This is a genomic window from Plantibacter sp. Mn2098, assembly GCF_049319745.1.
In the GTDB taxonomy this organism is placed as follows: domain Bacteria; phylum Actinomycetota; class Actinomycetes; order Actinomycetales; family Microbacteriaceae; genus Plantibacter.
On record NZ_JBMOUH010000002.1, the window covers coordinates 176,967 to 198,244 of the forward strand.

Sequence of the window (21,278 nt, forward strand, 5' to 3'; positions counted from 1 at the left end):
ATTCAGGCGAGCCCTCGGCGTGTCGCCCCGCAACCCGCCGAGGGGTCGCGACACACCGGGGCCGCTCCTGAGTTGTGAACGGTCAGTTGTGAACTGTGAACGTCCGGTCGCGGACGCTCAGTCCTGGACGGCGGCCGTCGCCTCGATCTCGACGAGCTGATCGTCGTAGCCGAGCGCGGCGACCCCGAGCAGGGTCGACGGCGCATCGTGGTCGCCGAACGCATCGCGGACGACGTTCCACGCCTCCACGAGGTCGGCCTGCTTCGCCGACGCGACCAGCACCCGCGTGCTGATGACATCATCGATGCGCGCCCCGGCGGCGGCCAGCGCGAGGTGCAGGTTCTCGATGCACTTGCGCGCTTGCGCCGCGACATCGCCCACACCCGCCGTGGATCCGTCGGCGTTCAGCGGGCAGGACCCCGCGAGGAAGATGTACCGACTGCCGGCCGGTGCGGTTGCGGCGTACGCGTACTGCGCCGCATCGGACAACTCGGTGGAACGGATGAGGGAGACAACGGTCATGTGCGGCTCTTTCGTGAGTCGGGCAGGATCGCGTCAACCGTATCGGGGTCGCCTGGGCACCTCATCCGACGCCGTCCCCGCGTCGTCCGTCCACAACTCAGGCGCGCCTCCGGCGTGTCGCCCCGCAACCGGCCGAGGGGGCGCAACACGCCGGGGGCGCTCCTGAATTGCGAACGGACCACGCACGCACGCACGCACCACGATCAGTCGGCGACCTCCAGGTTCTGCGCGGACCACTGCACCGCGGTCACCGCAGGCTCGTGCACCACACGCTCGATGGCGCGCTCGAGCGCACGGTCGTCGCGGCTCGCAGAAGTGAGCGTCGCGACGATGACGACCCCGCCGTCCGTGTCAGTCGACGTCACCGACTGCACCGTGAACTCGTCCCGGTGCACGGCGTCGAAGACGAGTGCGCGCACCGTCGCCTCCGCGTCCTCCGGGCATCGCACCGTGAATTCGTACGACACCGGCGGGATCTCACGCCCGACGCTCGACGCCCCGCGGTCCAGGAGGCGCCCCATCGGCCGGAGGAAGGTGTTCGCGAGGATGATCGCCGCCGTCCCCGCGATCGCGATCACATACGACCCAGCCCCGGCGAGGCACCCGACCGCCGCGGAGGCCCACAGGGTCGCAGCCGTGTTGAGTCCGGAGATCGCCGGCCCGCGCTTCATGATGACGCCGGCGCCGAGGAAGCCGATGCCGGACACGACCTGCGCGGCCACTCTCGTCGGGTCGCCGCCGCCGAAGCTGTAGGCGCCGAGCAGGACGAACAGAGTCGCGCCGAGGCTGACCAGTGCGTTGGTGCGGAGGCCGGCCGTGCGAGCCCGCCATTGACGCTCGAACCCGATCGCCGCTCCGAGGAGCAGGCCGAGTCCGACGCGGAGCAGCATGTCGAGGATGTCCATGATGATGCCCTTCCCAGGGGTCGAAAACTGATGAATGTGCGTGAGTGAGGCGATGCCGGACACGACCGGACGACCAGGAGCCGGGCCGATCCAACACACCGGTCGGTGGGGCGCCGCACCCGCGACGCCCCACCGACCGCAGCGGCCCACCGGCCCACCGGCCCACCGGCCCACCGCCGGTGCGGCTTACAGCCAGCTGCCGTACTTCTTGATGAACTTCACCTTGATGAACTGCGTCAGCGCGCAGTACACCGCGAGCGTCAGCAGGAGGAACGGGAAGTACGTCCACGGCAGCGGCACGAGGCCGAACGACGCACCGAGCCCCGTGAAGGGGAGCACCAGACCGAACAGGCACACGGCACCCGTCGCCAGCATGACGGGCAGGCTCGCCCGCGACTGGATGAACGGGATCTTTTCCGTGCGCAGCATGTGCACGATGAGGGTCTGCGAGATGATCGACTCGATGAACCAGCCGGACTGGAACAGTGCGGCGTGCTCAGGCGAGTTCGCCCCGAAGACGAACCACATCAGCGCGAACGTCGAGATGTCGAAGATCGACGAGATCGGCCCGATGAAGACCATGAACCTGGCGAGCGACTTCGACTCCCACTTGCGCGGCTTCTTCAGGTACTCCTTGTCGACCTTGTCCCACGGGAGGGTGAGCATCGACAGGTCGTAGGTCAAGTTCTGCACGAGCACAACGAGCGGGATCATCGGCAGGAACGGCAGCATCGCGCTCGCCACGAGGACGGAGAACATGTTGCCGAAGTTCGACGACGCCGTCATCTTGATGTACTTCATCGTGTTGGCGAAGGTGCGACGCCCCTCCACCACGCCGCCTTCGAGGACGGTGAGGTCCTTCTCCAGCAGGATGATGTCTGCCGACTCCTTCGCGATGTCGACAGCCGTGTCCACGGAGATGCCCACGTCGGCTGCACGGAGCGCAGCCGCATCGTTGATCCCATCGCCGAGGAATCCGACGGTCTGGCCGCCGTCGCGCATCGCTTCGACGATCCGCGCCTTCTGCAGCGGGTCCATCTTCGCGAAGACGGTGCTGCGGAGGGCGAGGGCGGTCAGCTCCTCGTCGTTCAGCTCGTCGATCTGCGAGCCGAGGACGATCTCCCCGACGTCGATGCCGACGGTCCGGCAGACGGTCGCCGCGACGAGTTCGTTGTCTCCCGTGATGACCTTCACCTGGGTGCCGTGGCGCTCGAGTGAGGCGATCGCGTCCTTGGCCGATGCCTTGGGCGGGTCGAGGAAGGAGAGGAACCCGACGAGGGTCATCTCGGTCTCGTCGGCGGTGCTGTAGACGTTCGGGTCGATGCCGTCCGTGCCCGCCGCGCCCAGCGTGCCGTCAGCACCGTCCTGCATCTCGGCGGCGATCGACCGGGTCGCGACCGCGAGCACCCGCAGTCCCATCCGGTTCTCCTCCGCGACGAGATCGGTGATCTCCCGCAGCCGCTCGGGGGTGAGCGGGGCCGTCCGTCCGGCCGCGCCGAGCTTGACCTGCTCGGTCGTGCACAGCGCGAGCACCTCTTCCACGGCGCCCTTGGTCACGATGAGGTGCGACAGCCCGTCGTCGAGCACGACCGACATCCGGCGGCGCACGAAGTCGAACGGCATCTCGTCGATCAGGGTGTACTCGGCGGTGATCCGCTCCAGCTCCCCCGGCCCTGCGACGTCGAGCACGGCCTGGTCGAGCAGGTTGCGGAGCCCCGTCTGGAAGTGCGCGTTGGCGGCGGCGAGGCCCAGCGTGGTCTCGCTGGAGCGACCGAAGACGTTGATGTGCCGCTCCAGGACGATGCGGTCCTCGGTGAGCGTGCCCGTCTTGTCCGTGCAGAGCACGTCCATCGCACCGAAGTTCTGGATGGAGTTCAGCCGCTTGACGACGACCTTCCGCTTCGCCATGAACCGCGCGCCCTTCGCGAGGTTCGCGGTGACGATGAGCGGCAGCATCTCCGGGGTCAGCCCGACGGCGACGGAGACCCCGAACAGGAACGCCGAGCCCCAGTCCTTCGTGAGCCCGTTGACGATGAACACGATCGACACCATGACCACCATGAACTGGATGAGCAGGATGCTGACCTTGCGGATGCCGATGTCGAAGCTCGTCTCCGGACGCTTCCCGACGATCGAAGCGGACATCGACCCGAAGTAGGTGTTCTGCCCGGTCGCGAGGATGATCGCCGTCCCCGAACCGCTGACGACCGACGTCCCCATGAACCCGAGGTTCGTCGCGCCGAGGAGGTCGGTGTCCGCGAGCGCGGTCTGCACCTGCGCGGACTTCTCCGAAGGCAGGGACTCGCCCGTGAGCATCGCCTGGTTGATCTGCAGGTCCTTGGCCCGCACGATGAGCACGTCGGCCGGGATCATGTCGCCGGCCGCCAGCTGCACGACGTCGCCAGGGACGACCTGCTCGATGGGGAGCTCCCGCGTCACCGGGACCCCGGCGTGCGAGCGGGTGATCGCAGCGGTCGTGCGCACCATCGCGAGCAGCGCCTCGGCGGAGCGCCCCGTGCTGTACTCCTGCCAGAACCGCAGGATCACGCTGATCAGCACCATCGTGCCGATCGTGATGACGCCCTCGTAGGAGGGGCCGTCCGCCGGGTCGGCGAACACGACGTCGGTGAAGTAGATGATCGTGACGAGGAACAGCAGGATGAGGATGAACGGGTTCGTGAACGCCATCAGGAACTGGATGATGGCCGGGGCCGGCTTGTGGTGTCCGACGACGTTCTCGCCGTACTCGTCGAGTCGCTTCTCGACCGTGTCCGGGGTCAGGCCGATGAGGTCTGCGCCGTCACGGCCGACGCCGAACCGGCGTACCGTGTCTGCAACGGGAGCGGTCGCGGCGTTCCGCAGGAGGGCGCGCTGGGACTGGTCGAGCAGGGTGTTCGTGTCGGTGCCTGCACGCTTCTTGGTGCGGTTCCTGCCGGTGTTCTTGCCGGAGTTCTTGCCAGCGTTCTTGTTCGGGCGGGGTGCCGTGCCCGGTGGTCCTTGGGTGAGGGTCGACAGGTCCGTCTCGAGGCCTGTCAGGGAGCGAATGGTGTTCATGGTCTTCTCCGAAAACTGTGATTCGGGCGCGCTGCGGGCACACCGAACAGCCCTGCCTCCGATGCGGAAGCGGGCGTCATCGATGTCCCGGCCTGGCCGGATCGAATGCGTCAGGGGTGCGCGGTTGGCGCGCGCCACGACGCTGCGGGGCCGGTGGGCTCTGCGGTCACCGCCGGTCCTGCCGGATCAGCCGTCGTATCGGACGGTGTCCTGCACTGGATCAGGCGGTGCGCTTCGGAGCGCGACCCGTGGTGTCGTGGCTGTAGGGCAATCGAGAATGTCCGTCGTCCACTGGGGCCACCTCCTCCGGTCGTGTTCCGCATCCGCGGCGAGCGCCGCACGCAGCCAGCGGCGTCCGGGCACGGCGGCACGGTCCGTGGGATACGGACGGTGGAGCCTTCAGCGGATTCGCCACACCTCCACGTAAGAGCTTCGGCACTGCACGACGTGATCCCACCGTCTCCGGTGGGAAGCCACTTGGGGTGACCCCTTAAGCCGGGGAAACCTGTCCTGATCTTGGGCGTCTCTCGACGTCGTCAGATCAGTGGCCTGTATTCGTGCAGGAACCTCGCCTAACAAGGTGCTGCGTGGACGACCATACACCTCTCGGCACGATGTGCAAAACGATGCGCGATGCTGCGCCGCACGACACAAGGAGAACCGCGCGAGAGAAGGTGGATTTCACGCGTTCTGGCCTGCTGCGGTGCGGTTCACCTTGCCTCAGGCGGCGCAGCGGTGCGCTGGGCTGGTCTGGGCTGGGCTGGGCTGGGCTGTGGCCGTCAGTGGTGCGCGACCCAGAGCGCAACCGTCGCCGCCGCCACGGTCAGCGGCGCGGCGATGAGGCCGAGCAGCATGTACCTGCCCCAGCCGAACCGCACGTTGAGCGAGCGCAGCCGCTCATGCCACAGCAGGGTGGCGAGCGACGCCCACGGTGTGATGAGCGGCCCGGCGTTGACGCCGATGAGGAGCGCGGCGAAGCGGACCGGGTCGCCTGCGACGGGTTCGAGCGCGAGGTACGCCGGCAGGTTGTCGGCCACGTTCGCGGTGAGGGCGCCGACGCCGGCGAGGCGCAGCAGCTCGGGCAGGCCAGTGCCCGTTCCGGCGACGGCGGTCAGGAGCGTGCCGAGGCCGAGCGAGTGCGCAGCCTCGACCACGAGGAACAGGCCGGACGCCAGGATGACGAGTTGCCACGGCAGGAGGCTGAAGCTGAGCGTCGCCGGTCGCCGCACGGCGAAGACCACGCCGAGGACGACGGCCGCCACGCTCGCCGGGATCCAGACCGGGAGCCCTGACACGAGCAGCGGCAGCAGACACACGATGACGGCACCGCTCGCAACAACCAGCACCCGGTCCGAGGCCGCCGGTCCCTGAGCCTCCCCACCCGGTCCCTGAGCTTGTCGAAGGGCCCCACCCGGTCCCTGAGCCTGTCGAAGGGCCCCACCCGGTCCCTGAGCCTGTCGAAGGGCGTACCTCCCCACAAGGTCCCTCCGGAACACGAGGAACAGGATCCCGGCCGGCACGATGACCGCCACAACCGCGGGCGCAGCCATAAGCCCGGCGAAGTCCGCCGGCGAGAGGTCGCCGATCGCGTGCTCCGCGAGCAGGTTGGTGAGGTTCGATACCGGCAGCAGGAGCGACGCGGTGTTCGCCATCCACACAGTGGTGAGGGCGAACGGGATCGGCGGCACCCCGACGTGACGCGCAAGCAGCACCACGACGGGCGTCAGGAGGACGGCCGTCGTGTCGAGCGAGAGGAAGATCGTGCTTCCGACGGCGAGGGCGAGCACGAGCAGCCAGAGGAACCAGCGGCGCCCTCTGCCCCATTTCGCGGTCTGTTCGGCGACGAGGGTGAAGAGCCCGGCGTCCGAGGCGAGTTCGGTGACGATCGTGATCGCCACGACGAACAACAGGATCGGCCAGACGCGTTCGCCGATCGCGGCGGCGTCGGCCGGTGGCAGGATGCCGGTGATGACGGCTGCGGCGCCGATGACGAGGAGCACACCGCCGAGGATCGCTGTACGCACGCTGTCCTTCCGACGTCCGGTCGCCTCATCGGCATTCGATCCTACGACCGTCGTCCCGTTCCTTCGCGCACAACTCCTTCAATTCGTCAGCGGTGACGTCGAGAACCCGCGGAATTCCGCGGTCGAGCGCTCCGGGCCGCGACGGATCGAAGGAGTTATGCGCGATGCCGCGGGCTGGTGAGCGAGACGGTGAGCGGGATGGTGAGCGAGACCGTGAGCGGGATGGTGAGCGAGACCGTGAGCCGGCCGTACACTGCGGGCGGGACCATCTCAAGCCCCTGTGCGGGCGGGCGGGGGTCGGTATGGTCGGTCTCGCGAAACCTCAACATCCCGGGCGATGGCGCTCCTCAGGTACCGGCGACAGCCCGAATACCGTCAGCGTCCGGGGATTCGCTCGAGGGCGGACGCTCCCATGTGCGTCCGCCCTCGTCCTCGCTGAGCCCTCTTCGCCGTCCGTCAGCGCGATGCGGGGATCGGCTCAAGGAGCACCTCGAACTCGGTACGGGCGTACCGTTCACCGTTGACCTGCACCTCGACGGCGTGGGTACCGGCGTAGTGCACCCTCGTCGTCATCTGCCGGAAGCCGTGACGTTTCCGTACGGTCGTCGACTCTCCGGCCGCGAGTTCGACCGTGGTGAGCTTGAACACCTTCTCGGCGAGCGTCCCATTGCTCTTGACGTAGCTCACCGCGAAATCGATCGCGAGCTTGGCCGCCGACCGACCGGCGTTCGTGATGCTGAACGCGAAGTCGAGTTCTCCGGGCAGCACGACCGTCGCATCGCCCAGACGCAGGTCCGAGACCTCGACGACGACCGGCTCGAAGCCGAGCAGCGCGAGCGCAGCCGGGTCGGCGCGCTTCACGAGGGTGCGAAGACCGTGGCGCACGAGCGACCGGGTGTTGGCATCCGGCGCAGAGAGCCATCGAGCAGCCGTCTCGACAACGAGTGGGGCGTGCTCACGACTCAGATCGTTGAGGTGGTTCGCGACCGACCGCCGCACGTACTCGCTCTCGTCGTGGACGAGCGCATCGAGCACGGGGATGGTCGCCTCCGGATGTGCGAGCAACGACCGCACCCGGATCGCCCACGGCAGGAACGCGCGCGTGCCCTCGCTCGCGAGCCTGCGGACGTGCTCGTCCTGGTCGCTCGTCCACCCCTGGACGATGCCGAGAGCACGATCGAGGTCGGCTTCGAGGAAGCGTCTGATCGCGAACTCGCAGGTCAGCCTCGGCGTGAGTTCGCCGAGGAGGCGGAGACCGTCGTCGAAGGCCTCGACCGAGCCGTCGGCGAGCGAGAGCGTCGTGACCGTCTCCGAGACGGGCCAGATCGTCCAGCCCCGGAACGTCTCATCGAGCAGGAGCGACCGGACGATGCCGGCCCACGCCTCGGCATCGGCACTCCCGGCCGCCTGCAGGTCCGCGATGAGCGCGGCGCTCACGAGGTCGCTCCTGGCCCGGAGATTGAGGTCGTCGAGACGGTCGACCGATGCCGCGAGCTCCGTCCACGAGATGGACGCAGCCGCGGGCGCGCCCAGCGCTTCGAGTCGACGACGCAGTCCGTCGACCGCCGCTGCGTCGATCAGTTCGTTCATGGCGCCCATGCGCAGCTCCCTGGAGTCAGTGGCTCCACGGTTCGCTCATGGGCCGGACCGACCCTATCGGGACCGTCCGACACTGCACCGACGCCGTGTCGGATCAGCCCGTCGGGCGCCCGACGTAGGACGCGACGTCGCCCATGCCCCAGATGTAGTACTCGCGGACGCCGGACCGCTCGTTCGCGGCCTCCACGATGCGTCCGTTGCCGAGGTAGATGGCAACGTGGTAGTAGTCGCCTGGGCCGTCGCTCCAGAAGATGAGGTCGCCGCGCTGACGCTGGCTGAACGGCACGAGACGTCCCTGCGCCTGCATCGTGTAGTACTGGTTGGTGGCCGAGTGCGTGCCGATGCCACTCCCGTACGCCGCGCGCGTCAGACCTGAGCAGTCCCACACGTTCGGACCGGCTCCGCCGAGCTGGTAGCCTTTGCCGACCTGCGACATCGCGAAGGCGATCGCGTTCTCGACCGCGTTCCCGTCCGGTGGTGGTGGGGTGACCGTTCCGCCGCCTCCGCCGCCAGAGCCTCCGCCGGAATTGCCTCCACCAGATCCACCGCCGGAGTTGCCGCCACCGGAGTTGCCGCCACCAGAGTTGCCCCCGCCGGAACCGCCACCGGAGTTGCCTCCGCCGGGGTTGGCGGCAGCCGCCTGGCGGGCGGCCTCACCGAGTGCGTAGTCCCGCTCGGCCTGAGCGGTCGTGTTCTTGAGGGATGCGAGCTGCGCGAAGAGCTCGTCGGACTGCTTCTGCTCGGCGGCGACCGCTGCATCAGCGGCAGCCGATGCTGCCTGCGCGTCGTCGTACTTGCTCTTCGCCTCGCCTTCGAGGCGTTCCCGCTCGGTCTTGGCGACGCCGGCCTGATCGGTGAGCGCCGTGGCCTGGTTCTGGTCGGTCACGGCCTCGGTGTAGGACTTGGAGTTGCGCTCGCTCAGCTTGTCCATCGAGGACAGTCGCCCGAGGAGGTCGCCGCTCTGGTCGGCGCCGAGCACGAGGTCGAGCGAGGAGTCGCCCGACCCTGAGCGGGTGAGCTGCGCGACGATGGCGCCGGCACGCTGCTTCGAGATCTTCGCCTTGGCCGCCGCGGCATCCGCCTGCGTGCGCAGCGCTGCCTCACGGGCGGTGGCCTCGTCGACGGCGACCTGCGCCTGACGGTACGCCTCCGCGGAGATCTGAGCGGTGCGGAACGCGGCGTCCGAGGTGGCCTGCAGCGAGGAGATGAGCGATGCGACGTTCGCGATCTCTGCCTGCTTGGCTGCCTCGTTGGACTTGGCCGCCTCGATGTCGTCCCAGCTGGGGTACGACGGGGCAGCCATCGCGGGGGCAGCACCGAAGGTGAGCGATCCGGCGACGACGCCGGCCGCGATGAACATGGACACCCAACCGCGTCGTCCGATGCGACGGTGTCGGCGAACGGGTTCCGACGCGCGGCCGAACGCGCTCGTGGCGCTCTCGGCTCCGTCGTGGTGGGGCGAACGCTCGTCTCGCATGATTCTCCGTGCCTGTCCTCGTCGCCGCGACACGATTGTTGCGTCCGCGGCGGGTCGTCGTCCCTGATGATTCACATCAGTCACAATAGAAACTTTGACAACACTAGCCACTTCAGCCTCATTACACCACTCCTTCACCCCTCGAACGGGTGACATCGGCGATTCTGGACACCGGCTCCCCGATTTCGGTCGCAACCAGAGAGTTTCGACCCAATACCGCCGTCGCCGGCCGTGAATCGCGCCGCGGGGCCTACCCTGAGGCCACAGAGTCATCGCGGCTCACTGAAGGAGACACGGCCATGGCAGACAAATCCCCGAAGAAGAGTTCCGCAAAACAGGCACCGGCCAAGTCGCTCAAGGAGAAGCGCGCCGACAAGCGCGCCAAGCACTCGACGGGTGGAGACGGCGACGCCATCTCCAACGTCAAGAAGCGCTGATCGATCGCCGACCCGGATCATCCGGACGGCGAACACCGGATTCCGAATGCCCCGCTGCAGTGCAGTGGGGCATTCGTGTTCCCATCAGACGGTCGGACCGCCGGCGCCGGGCACAGCAGGGCCACCGGGAGCACCAGGCCCGCTAGGGCCACCAGGCCCAACAGGCCCAACAGACCCGCCGGCCACCGCAGCGACGACCGGCGGCCCGGCCGAGAACCGCCCGGTCGCGACGAGCCACACCACCACAGCAGCCGGGACGATCCATCCGGACCAGCCGAGGATGGTCGCGTTGACCGTGTCGATGCGTTCGCCCGCCTGCGCGAACACGAGCGAGAACCCGGCCGCCGCGTTGAACGCCCCGTGCGCCAGAGCCGCCGGCCACACGGAGGCCGACCGGAGGCGGAGCCAGCCGAACACGCCGCCGACGACGATGCACATGCCGCACATCATGAGCACACCGGCCCAGCCCGGCGCATAGGGGTAGTTGTAGCCCAGCAGGATGAGCGGCGCATGCCACAGGCCCCAGACGACACCGGAGATGAGGATGGCGCGCACGTTGCCGAGCGGCAGCAGCTTGGGCAGGAGGTACCCGCGCCAGCCGAGTTCTTCACCGAGCGCAGGCACCGTGTTGATGACCGCGCCGATCACGACGTTGAGCAGCTGCGCGAGCACGAGCAGGCCGATGGGGATGGGCAGCGACGCGACGCCGCTCGCCGCCAATTGCGCGTCGATGACCGCTTGGAAGGCCGAGAAGTGGACGAAGTCGGCCGGATACACGCCGAGGAGCGCGCCGATCGGCAGCGCGACGAGGATGAGGGCGACCGGTACCAGGACGGCCAAGCCGATGGAGGACAGGAACCGCGGCGCACGACCGAGCGGCCAGAGGCCGAGCTCTCTGGGGATCGACGGCGGCCGCCGCACGAAGCCGACGACCACGAGGGCTGCGATGGCCGGCGTCGCCATCATGCACACGGCGATGAGTCCGAACCACGGGTTGGCGAGCCCCTCGTTCATGTAGAGCGGGAGGCAGACGAGCCACGCGAGCGCGAAGGCGATGATGAGGAAGACGAGGACGGGTCGCCACTCGAAGGTGGACCCGGTGCGCTCCACCCACTGGCGTTGCGCCTCGGCGCGTTCAGCGCGCAGCGCCTCCCGCCCTGCCCGTCTGGCGGCCGCCTCCCACTGCGCCTGGGCCTGCGCTGGGGTCGGCCCGGCGGGCGCGATGCCGCCAGGCGCCCCGTGCTGTGGCACCCCGTACTGCGGCACCCCGTGCTGTGGCGCCTGAGGCACGCCCGCCTGCTGCGGCGATGTCGGACGCGGTTCCTGATTCCCCCTGGACGGTTCCATCTCTCAACCCTGCCCGTCCGATCGCCGGAGTGCAACGCGAAGCCGTGCGAGCGGTTCCTCAGTGCGCGGAGACCGGCTGCGGCTTGGCTTTCGGTTTGGTCATGTAGGGCAGCCGCCGTCGCAGTTGCCCGGTGATCGGACGCTCGATCCATCGGTAGACGAGCGCACCGCCGATGATCGCGACTGCCACCGCGAGGACGATCGACAGGGGTGCGGAGATGATCCCCAACCGTGCGAGGACGACGGGGACGATCGGTGCGATGAGCGGGTGGAAGAGATACAGGGAGTACGAGGCGTCTCCGAGGAACAGGACCTGCCTCGGGATGCGCCCTGTGAGGATCGGCTCGAGCAGGACGACGCCGTACACGATCGCTGCGACGCCGAGCATCCGGACGGGTGAACCGCGGTCGAGCGACAGGTCAGCGCCCGGCAGGAGGGCCACGACGACGAGGATCGCCACCAGTGCTCCGAAGACCGGGTAGCGCAAGCGCCGGAAGGCTGGCTTCGTCACGACGAGCGCGATGAGCATCCCGACGAGGAAGTAGAGCACGATCGGGTCGAAGTAGACGGCCCAGGCCGGCCAGTCGCCCGGTGGGCGGAAGATGCTGCCGACGGCGAGCCCTACCAGGACGAGCCCCGCGAACACGACGGGCCTGACACGCACGAACAGTGCGATGGCGAAGATCAGGTAGAACATCATCTCGAAGGTCAACGTCCAGCCGACGCCGAGCAGCGGCTCGACACGGCCCTCACTGTTCCGGTTCGGGATGAACAGGTAGGAGAACACCACGGTCGACGGCGTGAGCTGCGCGTGCAGGACCGCCGCCGGCAGGACGAGCATGGTCGCGATCTTGACCGTCAACGCGATCCAGAACATCGGGACGATGCGGACGATGCGCCGCATGGAGAAGTACTTCCAGTCGCCCGGCTCGTGCTGCCGCATGCCCGACGCGATCATCATCACGAATCCGCTGATGACGAAGAAGATGTCGACGCCGGCTTCTCCACCGTGCCAGATCGCGGCGCCCTGGTCGAGGCGCTCCTGCGTGTAGAACATCGAGTGGGTGACGACCACCACGGCCGCCGCGACGAAGCGGAGTGCTTGGACCCCGTCGTAGCGCGGTGGGGCGGATGGCATGGTTCCGCCTCTCATCGGTGGTCGGAGATTCGGCGCCGCCTGGTGCTACGGCGCGCGTGCGCGTTTCGGGTCGCGCAGTGCCGGATTCCGAGTGTACCGATGGGACGGCCGGGGCAGCAGCCCGCAAAAGGGGGCGCTGTGGCTTCGGAGCGCCGCAGGCTCAGTCCTCGGCGGGCTCCTGCTCTGCGCCCTCTCCGGCCCATCTGGCCGACTCCCCCGAGCGGATGATGTCGAGCAGCAGCGCCCGCAGCGCACCCTGATCAGCGACATCGGGGAAGACGTCGGCCTCGAGCCGGTCAGCGGTCTTCCAGACGAGCGTTCCGGCATCGGTCCTCGTGACGACGTGACGACGGCGGTCGTGCGGGTCGGCGACGCGCAGGACGTGGCCGTCGCGTTCGAGCCGGTCGAGCGTCCTCGACATGGTCTGGTTCTGCACGCGAGCCCTCCTGGCGAGCTCCTTCTGACTGGCCGGCCCTGCTTCGAGCAGGTGCAGCACGATGAGGCCGGCGTGGGTCACACCGAGACGCTCAAGCGCACGCAACCAGGCGTGTTCCACGAGCCTGGATGCCGTGGACAGGAGCCTGCCAGTCGGCCACTCGGCCATCGGATCGCGGCCGCCGTCCTCGAAGCGGCGCGCTGCAGCGGGTTCAGCGGGGTCGGCGGGCGTCTTGCCCTGCGTCCACGCTGCTGCATCCATGCCACCAATGTAGTCCTCAACAGCTCTTGCGGCCGCCTGGACGGCGGCGCAGCCGAACGCGATGGAACCCGCTGAACGTCCCACGACGGAAACCATCGCGAATCGCCCCGAAACGACGATTTCCGTCACCGAAATCATGCTTGACCCCCAGAACTGGGGGCTGAATGCCCCCAAGAGTGGGGGAAACAGTCGCAGCACCCGCTCCCTAAACTCGAAGGACATTCATGGGGGACGTACGGCGACCGCGAGGTTTCGCCGCCGCCCGACGTGCTGTCCGGCACCCGAATCCGGACGCTCTCCCCCGAGCGATCCGAACGCTCGCCCCGTATCCCGAAATACGACCCGCAACACTCTGGACAGCACCCAATGACGACGCACCCGAATCGCCGTCGGTTCCCCCGATGGCAGCGCATGAACACCCTGCATGCCCCCATCGCGACCCGAAACGCCGCCCGAACCACCAGCGCTGCACCCGTATGCACCGCGCCAGACGCCGCCGATGGAAGGGGTGCAGCATCGTGACCACCGAAGTCGACGACAAGTTCACCCTGGCCGGCCCGATCACGATCGGCCGCCGCAAGCAGCCGACGTTCACGGCGGCGGCGCCCGTCGCCTCCGCCCCGTCCGTCAAATCGCTCACGCAGCGTGAGTGGGCCCTGCGGTATCGGATGCGGTTGTTCGCGACCGACGCGGCGATCGTCGTCGGCTCGGTCACCGCGGCGTTCGCGTTCCGCTTCGGGATCGACGGCGAACTCAGCGAGGCGGCGCAGCAGCGCTACCTCGGCACCTCGGTGCTCATCGTCCTCGTGTGGCTGACGTTCCTCACCACGACCCGCTCACGCGACACGCGCATCTTCGGCAGCGGCTCGACGGAGTACCGCCGCATCGTGAATTCGAGCGCGTTCGCGTTCGGGATCCTCGCGATCTCCTTCCTCATCCTCAAGGTCGACGTGGCGCGCGGCTTCTTCATCCTCGCCCTCCCGATCGGGACCCTCGCGCTGCTGGTGAACCGGTGGTTGTGGCGGAAATGGCTCGTCGCGCAGCGCCGTGCGGGCGCATACCTCTCGCGTGCGGTCGTCGTCGGCAAGCGCGATGACGTCGAGTACGTCATCCAGCAGATCACCGCGCGTCACAGCGTGAGCTACGACATCGTCGGGGCCTCCGTCGTCGACGAGCACCTGCCGCACGCCATCCGCTCCGGCCGCCGGCAGGTGCCCATCGTGTCGCACATGGATGGCATCGCCCAGGCCGCAGCGAACCTCAGCGCGGACGCCGTCATCATCGCCGGCCCCGTCGACGGCGGCAGCGACTACGTCAAGCGCCTCGGCTGGGATCTGGAGGGATCGGCCACCGAGCTCGTCCTCGCGGCGCGACTGACCGATGTCGCCGGCCCGCGCATCCACTTCCGTCCCGTTGAGGGGCTGCCGCTCATCCACGTGGAGATCCCGCAGTTCGAGGGCGGCCACCACATCATGAAGCGGGCGCTCGACGTCACGCTCACGAGCATCGGCCTCGTCCTCGTCTCCCCGCTGCTCGCCGTCATCGCCCTGCTCGTGAAGCTCGACAGCCCGGGGCCCGCCCTGTTCTCGCAAGAGCGCGTCGGCAGGAACGGCGAGCGCTTCCGGATGTACAAGTTCCGTTCGATGATCGTCGACGCTGAGGCGGCGCTCCCGGCGCTCCGCGCGGAGAGCGACGGCAACGGCACCCTGTTCAAGATGAAGGACGACCCGCGCGTCACCCGCATCGGCAAGATCCTCCGCAAGTTCTCGCTCGACGAGTTCCCGCAGCTGTGGAACGTGCTCACCGGTGAGATGAGCCTCGTCGGACCCCGCCCGCCGCTCGCGAGCGAGGTGGACGAGTACGAGCCGGACGCACACCGGCGCCTGCACATCAAGCCGGGTCTGACCGGCATGTGGCAGGTCAGCGGGCGGAGCGACCTCAGCTGGGAGGAGAGCGTGCGGCTGGACCTCTACTACGTGGAGAACTGGTCCATCACGGGCGATCTGATGATCCTGTGGCAGACGGTCAAGGTCGTCCTGCGGCCGGTCGGAGCGTACTGATGGATGGCGCAGCCGGGGGCGTGAAGGCTGCGACACGGGGGGAAACCGCTGGTTCAGCACAAGATTCCCGCACCCTTGGCTCAAGATTCCGGAAGCACTCTCCCCTGTCCGCCAAAAAGAGGACAAGCGCCCTTCCGGCCGCTGAAACGCTCGGCTACGCTGACGATCGTCAACCCGAACTGGCAGGCCGTGCGAATCCGAGCACACCCGAACGGACCGCACGCACCGGCCAGCGACACGACACGACCCGGTACCCGTCCGGGACGGTCGCACCAACCAGACGACGCACCCTGCGTCGAACCATCGCCCGGACCAGCAGCTGCTCCCCGACCGATTCCCCGAGAGTCGACCGGATGCCTGCACGGGGACTGAGCGGATACGACCCGAGAAGACAGAACCCAGGCATGACCCGACTTGCCCCCACCTCCGACGTCCGGCGCGCAGCATGAGCGCCCGGAGCGTCGCGCACGGCACCCGGCCGGACGGCTCGCTGCGCATCGCCATGATCGGCACGCGCGGCGTCCCCGCCGCGTACGGGGGCTTCGAGACCGCCGTCGAGGAGATCGGCAGCCGCCTCGTCGAGCGCGGACACCAGGTCACCGTGTACTGCCGCAGCACGCTGGGCGGCGAGCAGCCGTCGACGCACCTCGGGATGGACCTCGTCCACCTTCCGGCGCTGCGTCTGAAGCAGGCGGAGACGCTGTCCCACACGGCACTGTCCGCCCTGCACCTCGCCGTGACGAAGCGTCACGACGCCGCGTTCGTGTTCAACGCTGCGAACTCGCCGTTCGTCCCGTTCATCCGGGCGAAGGGCGTCCCGGTGGCCGTGCACGTCGACGGGCTCGAATGGATGCGCGGCAAATGGTCCGGCGCAGGCAAGCGCTACTACCGCTGGGCTGAGCAGCAGGCCGTCCACACGGCTGACGCGCTCATCTCCGACGCCGTCGGCATCGTCGACTACTACGAGGACCAGTTCGGCGTCCCCACCGAGCTCCTCACCTACGGCGCGAAGATCCTCGAACACCCGCGCACCGACCTCCTCGCGTCCGTCGGCGTCGAGGCGGGGAAGTTCCACATCGCCGTCGCCCGGTTCGAGCCGGAGAACCACGTCCACCTCATCGTGGAGGGGTACAGCCGCAGCGATGCGAAGCACCCGCTGCTCGTCGTCGGCTCAGCACCGTACGGCGCCGAATACAGCCAGCGCATCGCCGACCTCGCCGCTGCCGACCCGCGCGTGCACCTGCTCGGCGGCGTCTGGGACCAGGAACTCCTCGACCAGCTCTACGCGAACGCGCTCACCTACCTGCACGGCCACTCGGTGGGCGGCACCAACCCGTCGCTCCTCCGCGCGATGGGCGCCGGCACCGCTGTCATCGCATTCGACGCCGTGTTCAACCACGAGGTCGTCGGCGCAGACGGCTCGTACTTCTCCTCCCCCGCCGATGTCGCGACCCACGTCGACCAGGCGGAGGAGGACCCAGAGACCACCCGTCGGATCGGCGGCGCGCTGCAAACCCGTGCAGCAGCCGTCTACCGCTGGGAGGACGTCGCAACCGGATACGAGGAGCTGGCCCTACGGCTCGCCGGCGGCGACACCATCCGAGGCACCGGACGCTTCACCCGCACAGATGCCGACTGGACCCCGAATCCAGTGCACCACCCCAACCCGAACCGCACCACCGATCACATCCGAGGACTGGCATGACCCGAATCACTGCCGACACCAGAACCGCCGCACCCCCTATCGGTGAGGCCTACTCCGACATCGTCGCGCGCCTGGCCGGCGCACAGAAGAAGCGCGCACAGGGCGCTCCGGCGTACTCGATCTACGTCAACCGCAAGGTCGGCCGCTACCTCGCGGCCGGCGCATACAAGGTGGGCCTCACGCCGAACGCGGTCACCGCGATCAGCGCCGTCTTCACCTTCTCCGGCATCGCGATGCTCATCCTGCTCCCGCCCGTGTGGTGGGTCGGCGTGGCCGTGTGGTTCACGCTCGCGCTCGGCTACGCGTTCGACTCGGCCGACGGTCAGGTCGCGCGTCTGCGCGGAGGCGGCTCCGCATCCGGCGAGTGGCTCGACCACGTCATCGACGCGACCAAGATCTCCACGCTGCACCTCGCGGTGCTCATCACCGCGTACCGCTCGTTCGAGCTGCCAAGCCCGGCGCTGCTGCTCATCCCGATGGCCTACTGCGTCGTCGCAGCCGTGTCCTTCTTCGCGATGATCCTCAACGACCAGCTGAAGCACGCCTACGGCTACAAGGCGCCCGAGAACGCCGGGAAGAGCACACCGCTGCGCGCCCTCCTCGTCATCCCGACCGACTACGGCTTCCTCTGCATGGTCTTCCTGCTCCTCGGAGCGCCGATGGTGTTCTTCGCCGTGTACACGTTGATGTTCGTGGCGAACGCCGGACACCTGCTGTTGGCGTCCGTGAAGTGGTTCAGGGACATGGACAAGCTGGATCGGGTGCCCAGCCTCCGTGGTTGACACGATGGACGCCAGGCCGCCCGCGTTTCTGCTGGCACACCCGAGCGCCGACCTGTACGGGTCGGACCGGGTGTTCCTGGAGACGGTCGCCGCGCTCAGCGCGACAGGCGCCCCGGTGACCGTCACCCTGCCGGCCGATGGCCCGCTCGTGCCGATGCTGGAGGCGCACGGTGCGCGGGTCGTCTTCACCCCGTCCCTCGTGCTGCGCAAGAGCCTGCTCTCGCCGCGGGGACTGTTCACCCTCATCGGGCACACGGTGACCGGTCTGCGGGCGGGCCGCCGCCTCGTCCGCGAGGTCCGGCCGACCCTGATCTGGACGAACACGATCACGATCCCGCTGTGGACGCTCATCGCGAAGCTCGGCCGCATCCCCTCCGTCGTGCACGTGCACGAGGCGGAGGGGTCGGCGAGCAGACTCGTGACCAGGGCGCTCTCGTTCCCGCTCCTGTTCGCCGACCGTCTCGTCGCGAACAGCCGGTACAGCGTCGGGGTCCTGCGTTCGGCGTTCGCGCGGCTCGAGGGTCGCACAACCGTCGTCTACAACGGCGTCGTCGGGCCGGACGCCGTGGTGTCCCCCCGGCCGGTGCTCACCGACGGGCTGCGTGTCGTGTACGTCGGACGCCTCTCGCCGCGCAAGGGACCCGACGTCGCGATCGCCGCGATCGGCGAGCTCTCGAAGCGCGGCGTCGACGCGCATCTCGACGTGGTCGGCGCGGTGTTCCCCGGCTACGAATGGTTCGAGACCGAACTGCGTGAACTCGTCTCCCACCTCGGCCTCGACGATCGGATCGTCCTGCACGGTTTCCAGGACGCCCCGTGGGCGCTGCTCGCATCGGGTGACGTGCTCGTTGTGCCTTCTCGCCTCGACGAACCGTTCGGCAACACGGCCGTCGAAGGGATCCTCGCGGCGCGACCGGTCATCGTGAGCGACACCTCCGGTCTCCGCGAGGCCGCGGCAGGCTACGCGTCGGCGCAGTTCGTTCCGCCGAGCGATGCGGTCAGCCTCGCGAACGCACTGGAGACCGTGTCGAACGAGTGGGGCGTGATGAGCAACGCCGCACTCAACGACGAGCACCTCGCGCGGGCCCGTCATTCGATCGAGACGTATCGGCGACGCATCGTGTCGGTCGCCGAGGACCTCAGTGCAGGGGCGGTCGCCCGAGCGCAGCGCTGAAGACAGCGCCGAAGACAGCGCCGAAGGGCGTTCCGGCTACGAGCGGGGGCGTTCGAGCAGCGTCACGAACTGATCGACGGCCTGGTGTGCGCTGCGGATGGTCGCTCGATGCGCGCGGTCGCCGAGATTGTGCCCGTCGGGGATCTCCAGCGGGTCGGTCGGCTTCTTCGTGAACGGCCACCACGAGGTCGAGGCGTGTTCATGCGTCGGCAGGAGGAGCAACCCGCGTCGTGCGTTCAGGTGCGTCGCGATGTCGGCCAGGCGGTCCGCCCCGCCATCCGTCGTCCGCTGTTCGGCGAGGGGCTGGTCCGCGGTCCCTGCCAGAGCGACTGCTTCTTTGAGTGTGAAGACCCGTGTGCGGGACTCTGGCGACAGCTTCGCGAGTGCGGAGCGCTCCGCGCGCCCCGCGGTCAGGACGAGCGAGGCCGAATCGAGCATCGCCTGCGTGACGCCTCTGGCGCGATGCGGGGCTGTCGCGGCCTGGTTGCCGATCTCGGCCGCCGCCAGTTCGCACATACGGTGTCCGCTCGTCACGTCGACGCCGGCGCTCACGACTCTGATGTCCTCGAACCCGGCGATCCCGGCGAGCCGGACGCGGAGGAGGTGTTCGATGAGCGGCGAACGGCAGATGTTGGCTTTGCACACCACGAGTAGTCGCGCCATGACGCCCTTCGATTACGGAAGCAGGAACCGGTCCCACGCTGGCACGAGTGTACCCGGTCCGCACCCCGCCACCCTGCCCTCCGGGGGTCATCACACCCGTGTATACCCCCCGCACTGGGGCGGGAAAACCCCGTTGGACCGGGAAATCCGCGGGTATCCTGAGGTGTTGGGTGTCATCACTGCAAGGGGGCCACGAATGGATCTGGGCGACTACATCGCGACACTGCGAAAACAATGGATCCTGATCGTCGGGCTCGCAGTGATCGGGGCAATCGGGGCGTTCGCCTACGCGCAGACCGTCGCGCCGCAGTACCGGTCGAACACGAGCGTGTTCGTCGCGACGGCGAGCGGCAACTCCACGTCCGAGCTCGTCCAGGGCTCCACCTACGTCCAGAACCTCGTGCAGTCCTACGCCATCCTGGCGTCCTCGCCCATCGTGCTGCAGCCGGTCATCACGAAGCTCGGCCTCGACATGTCCGTGCAGGAGCTGGCACGAACGGTGACCGCCGACGCGCCGATCAACACCGTCATCATCGAGATCGCGGCGGTGTCGAACGACCCGAAGCAGGCGCAGAGCATCGCCGGGGCCGTCGCAGAATCGCTGCGCAGCGCCGTGGCAGACATCTCCCCCAAGAACACCGAGGACCAGCCGGCCGTGACGCTCACCGTCATCGCCCCGGCCAAGCTCCCCGCGTTCGCCTTCGCCCCTGACACGAAGCTCCTCACCGCCGGCGGTGCGCTCGGCGGCCTCCTCCTCGGAATCGTCTGCGCGTTCGGCAAGGAACTGCTCGATACGCGGCTGCGCTCCTCCAGAGAAGTCCAGCACCTCACCGAGACCCCCGTGCTCAGCACCGTCGGGCGCCCCCGCAAGGGCGAGCTCGCGACCCAGGCCATGATGCGGAACCCGAACGGCATCATCTCGGAGGCGTTCCGCGGGCTGGCGACCAATCTCGCCTTCGCCGACGTCGACGAGACGATCTCCTCCGTCGTCGTCACCTCGGCGCTGCCGGGCGAGGGCAAGAGCACGGTCGCCCTCGGACTCGCACTCTCGATGACGGAACGGGTTCCGCGTGTGCTCCTCATCGACGCAGACCTCCGCCGCCCATCGATCGCCGAATACACGCAGATCGAAGGCGAGGTCGGTCTGACGAGCGTGCTCCTCGGCGACATCACCCTCGAGGAGGCCGTGCAGTCCTGGGGCCGGGCGAACCTCGACGTCCTCGCGGCAGGCACCGTGCCACCGAACCCGAGCCAGCTGCTCGCATCCGACTCGATGCTCCGGCTCGTGGAGCTCGCGAAATCCGAATACGACTTCGTCGTGATCGACACCGCGCCGGCCATCCCCGTCACCGACCCGCTGTGGCTCACGCACATGACCGACGGCGCGATCGTCGTCGCCAGATACAAGCGCACAAGACGGCAGCAGTTGCAGCGTGCACTCGAAACCCTCGAGTCCGCGAACGCGCGCACCGTCGGCATCGTGCTCAACGGCGTCAAGCAGGACGAATCCAGTTCGTACTACCGCTACGACAATCACCCGGCGCCCGGAATCCACCCTGCTGAGGAGTTCGAGCGGCGCGCGGTTCCACCCGTCGACACCGACGCCAAGGCCGCAGCACCGGCCGGGAAGAAGCCCTCGAAATCGGTCCCCGTCCGCTGACCATCCGGACACAGCCCGCCCCAATGCAACCCAA

The 21,278-nt window shown here is 68.4% G+C and carries 16 protein-coding genes and 1 riboswitch; of the genes, 6 read left to right on the top strand and 10 right to left on the bottom strand.

Annotated elements, in window-relative coordinates; all coding sequences use genetic code 11:
- Positions 1–117: 117 nt before the first annotated feature.
- The 6 genes from ACL9RL_RS03655 to ACL9RL_RS03680 form a co-directional block, all read right to left on the bottom strand.
- Positions 118–522: a RidA family protein gene (locus ACL9RL_RS03655; RefSeq protein ID WP_422778854.1), complete on the bottom strand. Its 405-nt coding sequence runs from the start codon at positions 520–522 to the stop codon at positions 118–120.
- A 203-nt stretch (positions 523–725) separates the two neighbouring features.
- Complete coding sequence (locus ACL9RL_RS03660; RefSeq protein WP_422778855.1) at positions 726–1,427, bottom strand: MgtC/SapB family protein; 702 nt, start codon at positions 1,425–1,427, stop codon at positions 726–728.
- A gap of 186 nt (positions 1,428–1,613) precedes the next feature.
- Positions 1,614–4,481 carry a magnesium-translocating P-type ATPase gene (gene mgtA / locus ACL9RL_RS03665; protein WP_422778856.1) on the bottom strand — a complete coding sequence of 956 codons (2,868 nt, stop codon included), beginning with the start codon at positions 4,479–4,481 and terminating at the stop codon, positions 1,614–1,616.
- Between the two features lie 410 nt (positions 4,482–4,891).
- Positions 4,892–5,068, bottom strand: a riboswitch (M-box (ykoK) riboswitch).
- A gap of 192 nt (positions 5,069–5,260) precedes the next feature.
- On the bottom strand, positions 5,261–6,505 hold the full coding sequence (locus ACL9RL_RS03670; protein ID WP_422778857.1) for an SLC13 family permease: 1,245 nt from the start codon (positions 6,503–6,505) through the stop codon (positions 5,261–5,263).
- A 456-nt stretch (positions 6,506–6,961) separates the two neighbouring features.
- Positions 6,962–8,104 carry a DNA alkylation repair protein gene (locus ACL9RL_RS03675; protein WP_422778858.1) on the bottom strand — a complete coding sequence of 381 codons (1,143 nt, stop codon included), beginning with the start codon at positions 8,102–8,104 and terminating at the stop codon, positions 6,962–6,964.
- 94 nt (positions 8,105–8,198) lie between these two features.
- Positions 8,199–9,581: a C40 family peptidase gene (locus tag ACL9RL_RS03680; protein WP_422778859.1), complete on the bottom strand. Its 1,383-nt coding sequence runs from the start codon at positions 9,579–9,581 to the stop codon at positions 8,199–8,201.
- Positions 9,582–9,880: 299 nt separating this feature from the next.
- On the opposite strand from ACL9RL_RS03680, the gene ACL9RL_RS03685 reads away from it, so the two are divergent.
- Positions 9,881–10,018, top strand: coding sequence for a hypothetical protein (locus ACL9RL_RS03685; protein ID WP_422778860.1), 138 nt, complete (start codon positions 9,881–9,883; stop codon positions 10,016–10,018).
- Positions 10,019–10,102: 84 nt separating this feature from the next.
- Here the strand turns inward: ACL9RL_RS03685 and ACL9RL_RS03690 are convergent, their stop codons facing one another.
- The 3 genes from ACL9RL_RS03690 to ACL9RL_RS03700 all read right to left on the bottom strand — a co-directional run bounded on the left by ACL9RL_RS03690 (position 10,103) and on the right by ACL9RL_RS03700 (position 13,200).
- Positions 10,103–11,365, bottom strand: a complete 1,263-nt coding sequence (locus tag ACL9RL_RS03690) for a CPBP family intramembrane glutamic endopeptidase (protein ID WP_422778861.1) — start codon at positions 11,363–11,365, stop codon at positions 10,103–10,105.
- A 58-nt stretch (positions 11,366–11,423) separates the two neighbouring features.
- Complete coding sequence (locus ACL9RL_RS03695; RefSeq protein WP_422778862.1) at positions 11,424–12,503, bottom strand: acyltransferase family protein; 1,080 nt, start codon at positions 12,501–12,503, stop codon at positions 11,424–11,426.
- Between the two features lie 160 nt (positions 12,504–12,663).
- Entirely contained in the window at positions 12,664–13,200 is a 537-nt protein-coding gene (locus tag ACL9RL_RS03700) for a MarR family winged helix-turn-helix transcriptional regulator (RefSeq protein WP_422778863.1), read from the bottom strand.
- Positions 13,201–13,718: 518 nt separating this feature from the next.
- On the opposite strand from ACL9RL_RS03700, the gene ACL9RL_RS03705 reads away from it, so the two are divergent.
- The 4 genes from ACL9RL_RS03705 (at position 13,719) to ACL9RL_RS03720 (ending at position 18,921) form a co-directional block, all read left to right on the top strand.
- Positions 13,719–15,260 carry a sugar transferase gene (locus ACL9RL_RS03705; RefSeq protein ID WP_422778864.1) on the top strand — a complete coding sequence of 514 codons (1,542 nt, stop codon included), beginning with the start codon at positions 13,719–13,721 and terminating at the stop codon, positions 15,258–15,260.
- A gap of 445 nt (positions 15,261–15,705) precedes the next feature.
- Positions 15,706–16,965: a DUF1972 domain-containing protein gene (locus tag ACL9RL_RS03710; protein ID WP_422778865.1), complete on the top strand. Its 1,260-nt coding sequence runs from the start codon at positions 15,706–15,708 to the stop codon at positions 16,963–16,965.
- The gene (locus tag ACL9RL_RS03715; RefSeq protein WP_422778866.1) at positions 16,962–17,747 is read left to right on the top strand and encodes a CDP-alcohol phosphatidyltransferase family protein; all 786 of its coding nucleotides are present in this window, start codon (positions 16,962–16,964) and stop codon (positions 17,745–17,747) included. The genes ACL9RL_RS03710 and ACL9RL_RS03715 overlap by 4 nt, the downstream gene beginning before the upstream one ends.
- Before the next feature lie 4 nt (positions 17,748–17,751).
- Complete coding sequence (locus ACL9RL_RS03720) at positions 17,752–18,921, top strand: glycosyltransferase (RefSeq protein ID WP_422778867.1); 1,170 nt, start codon at positions 17,752–17,754, stop codon at positions 18,919–18,921.
- A 36-nt stretch (positions 18,922–18,957) separates the two neighbouring features.
- On the opposite strand, the gene ACL9RL_RS03725 is transcribed toward ACL9RL_RS03720, so the two are convergent.
- Positions 18,958–19,584, bottom strand: coding sequence for a hypothetical protein (locus tag ACL9RL_RS03725; RefSeq protein ID WP_422778868.1), 627 nt, complete (start codon positions 19,582–19,584; stop codon positions 18,958–18,960).
- 196 nt (positions 19,585–19,780) lie between these two features.
- On the opposite strand from ACL9RL_RS03725, the gene ACL9RL_RS03730 reads away from it, so the two are divergent.
- A complete protein-coding gene (locus tag ACL9RL_RS03730; protein ID WP_422778869.1) occupies positions 19,781–21,244 on the top strand; it encodes a polysaccharide biosynthesis tyrosine autokinase in 1,464 nt (487 codons plus the stop codon).
- Positions 21,245–21,278 lie beyond the last annotated feature (34 nt).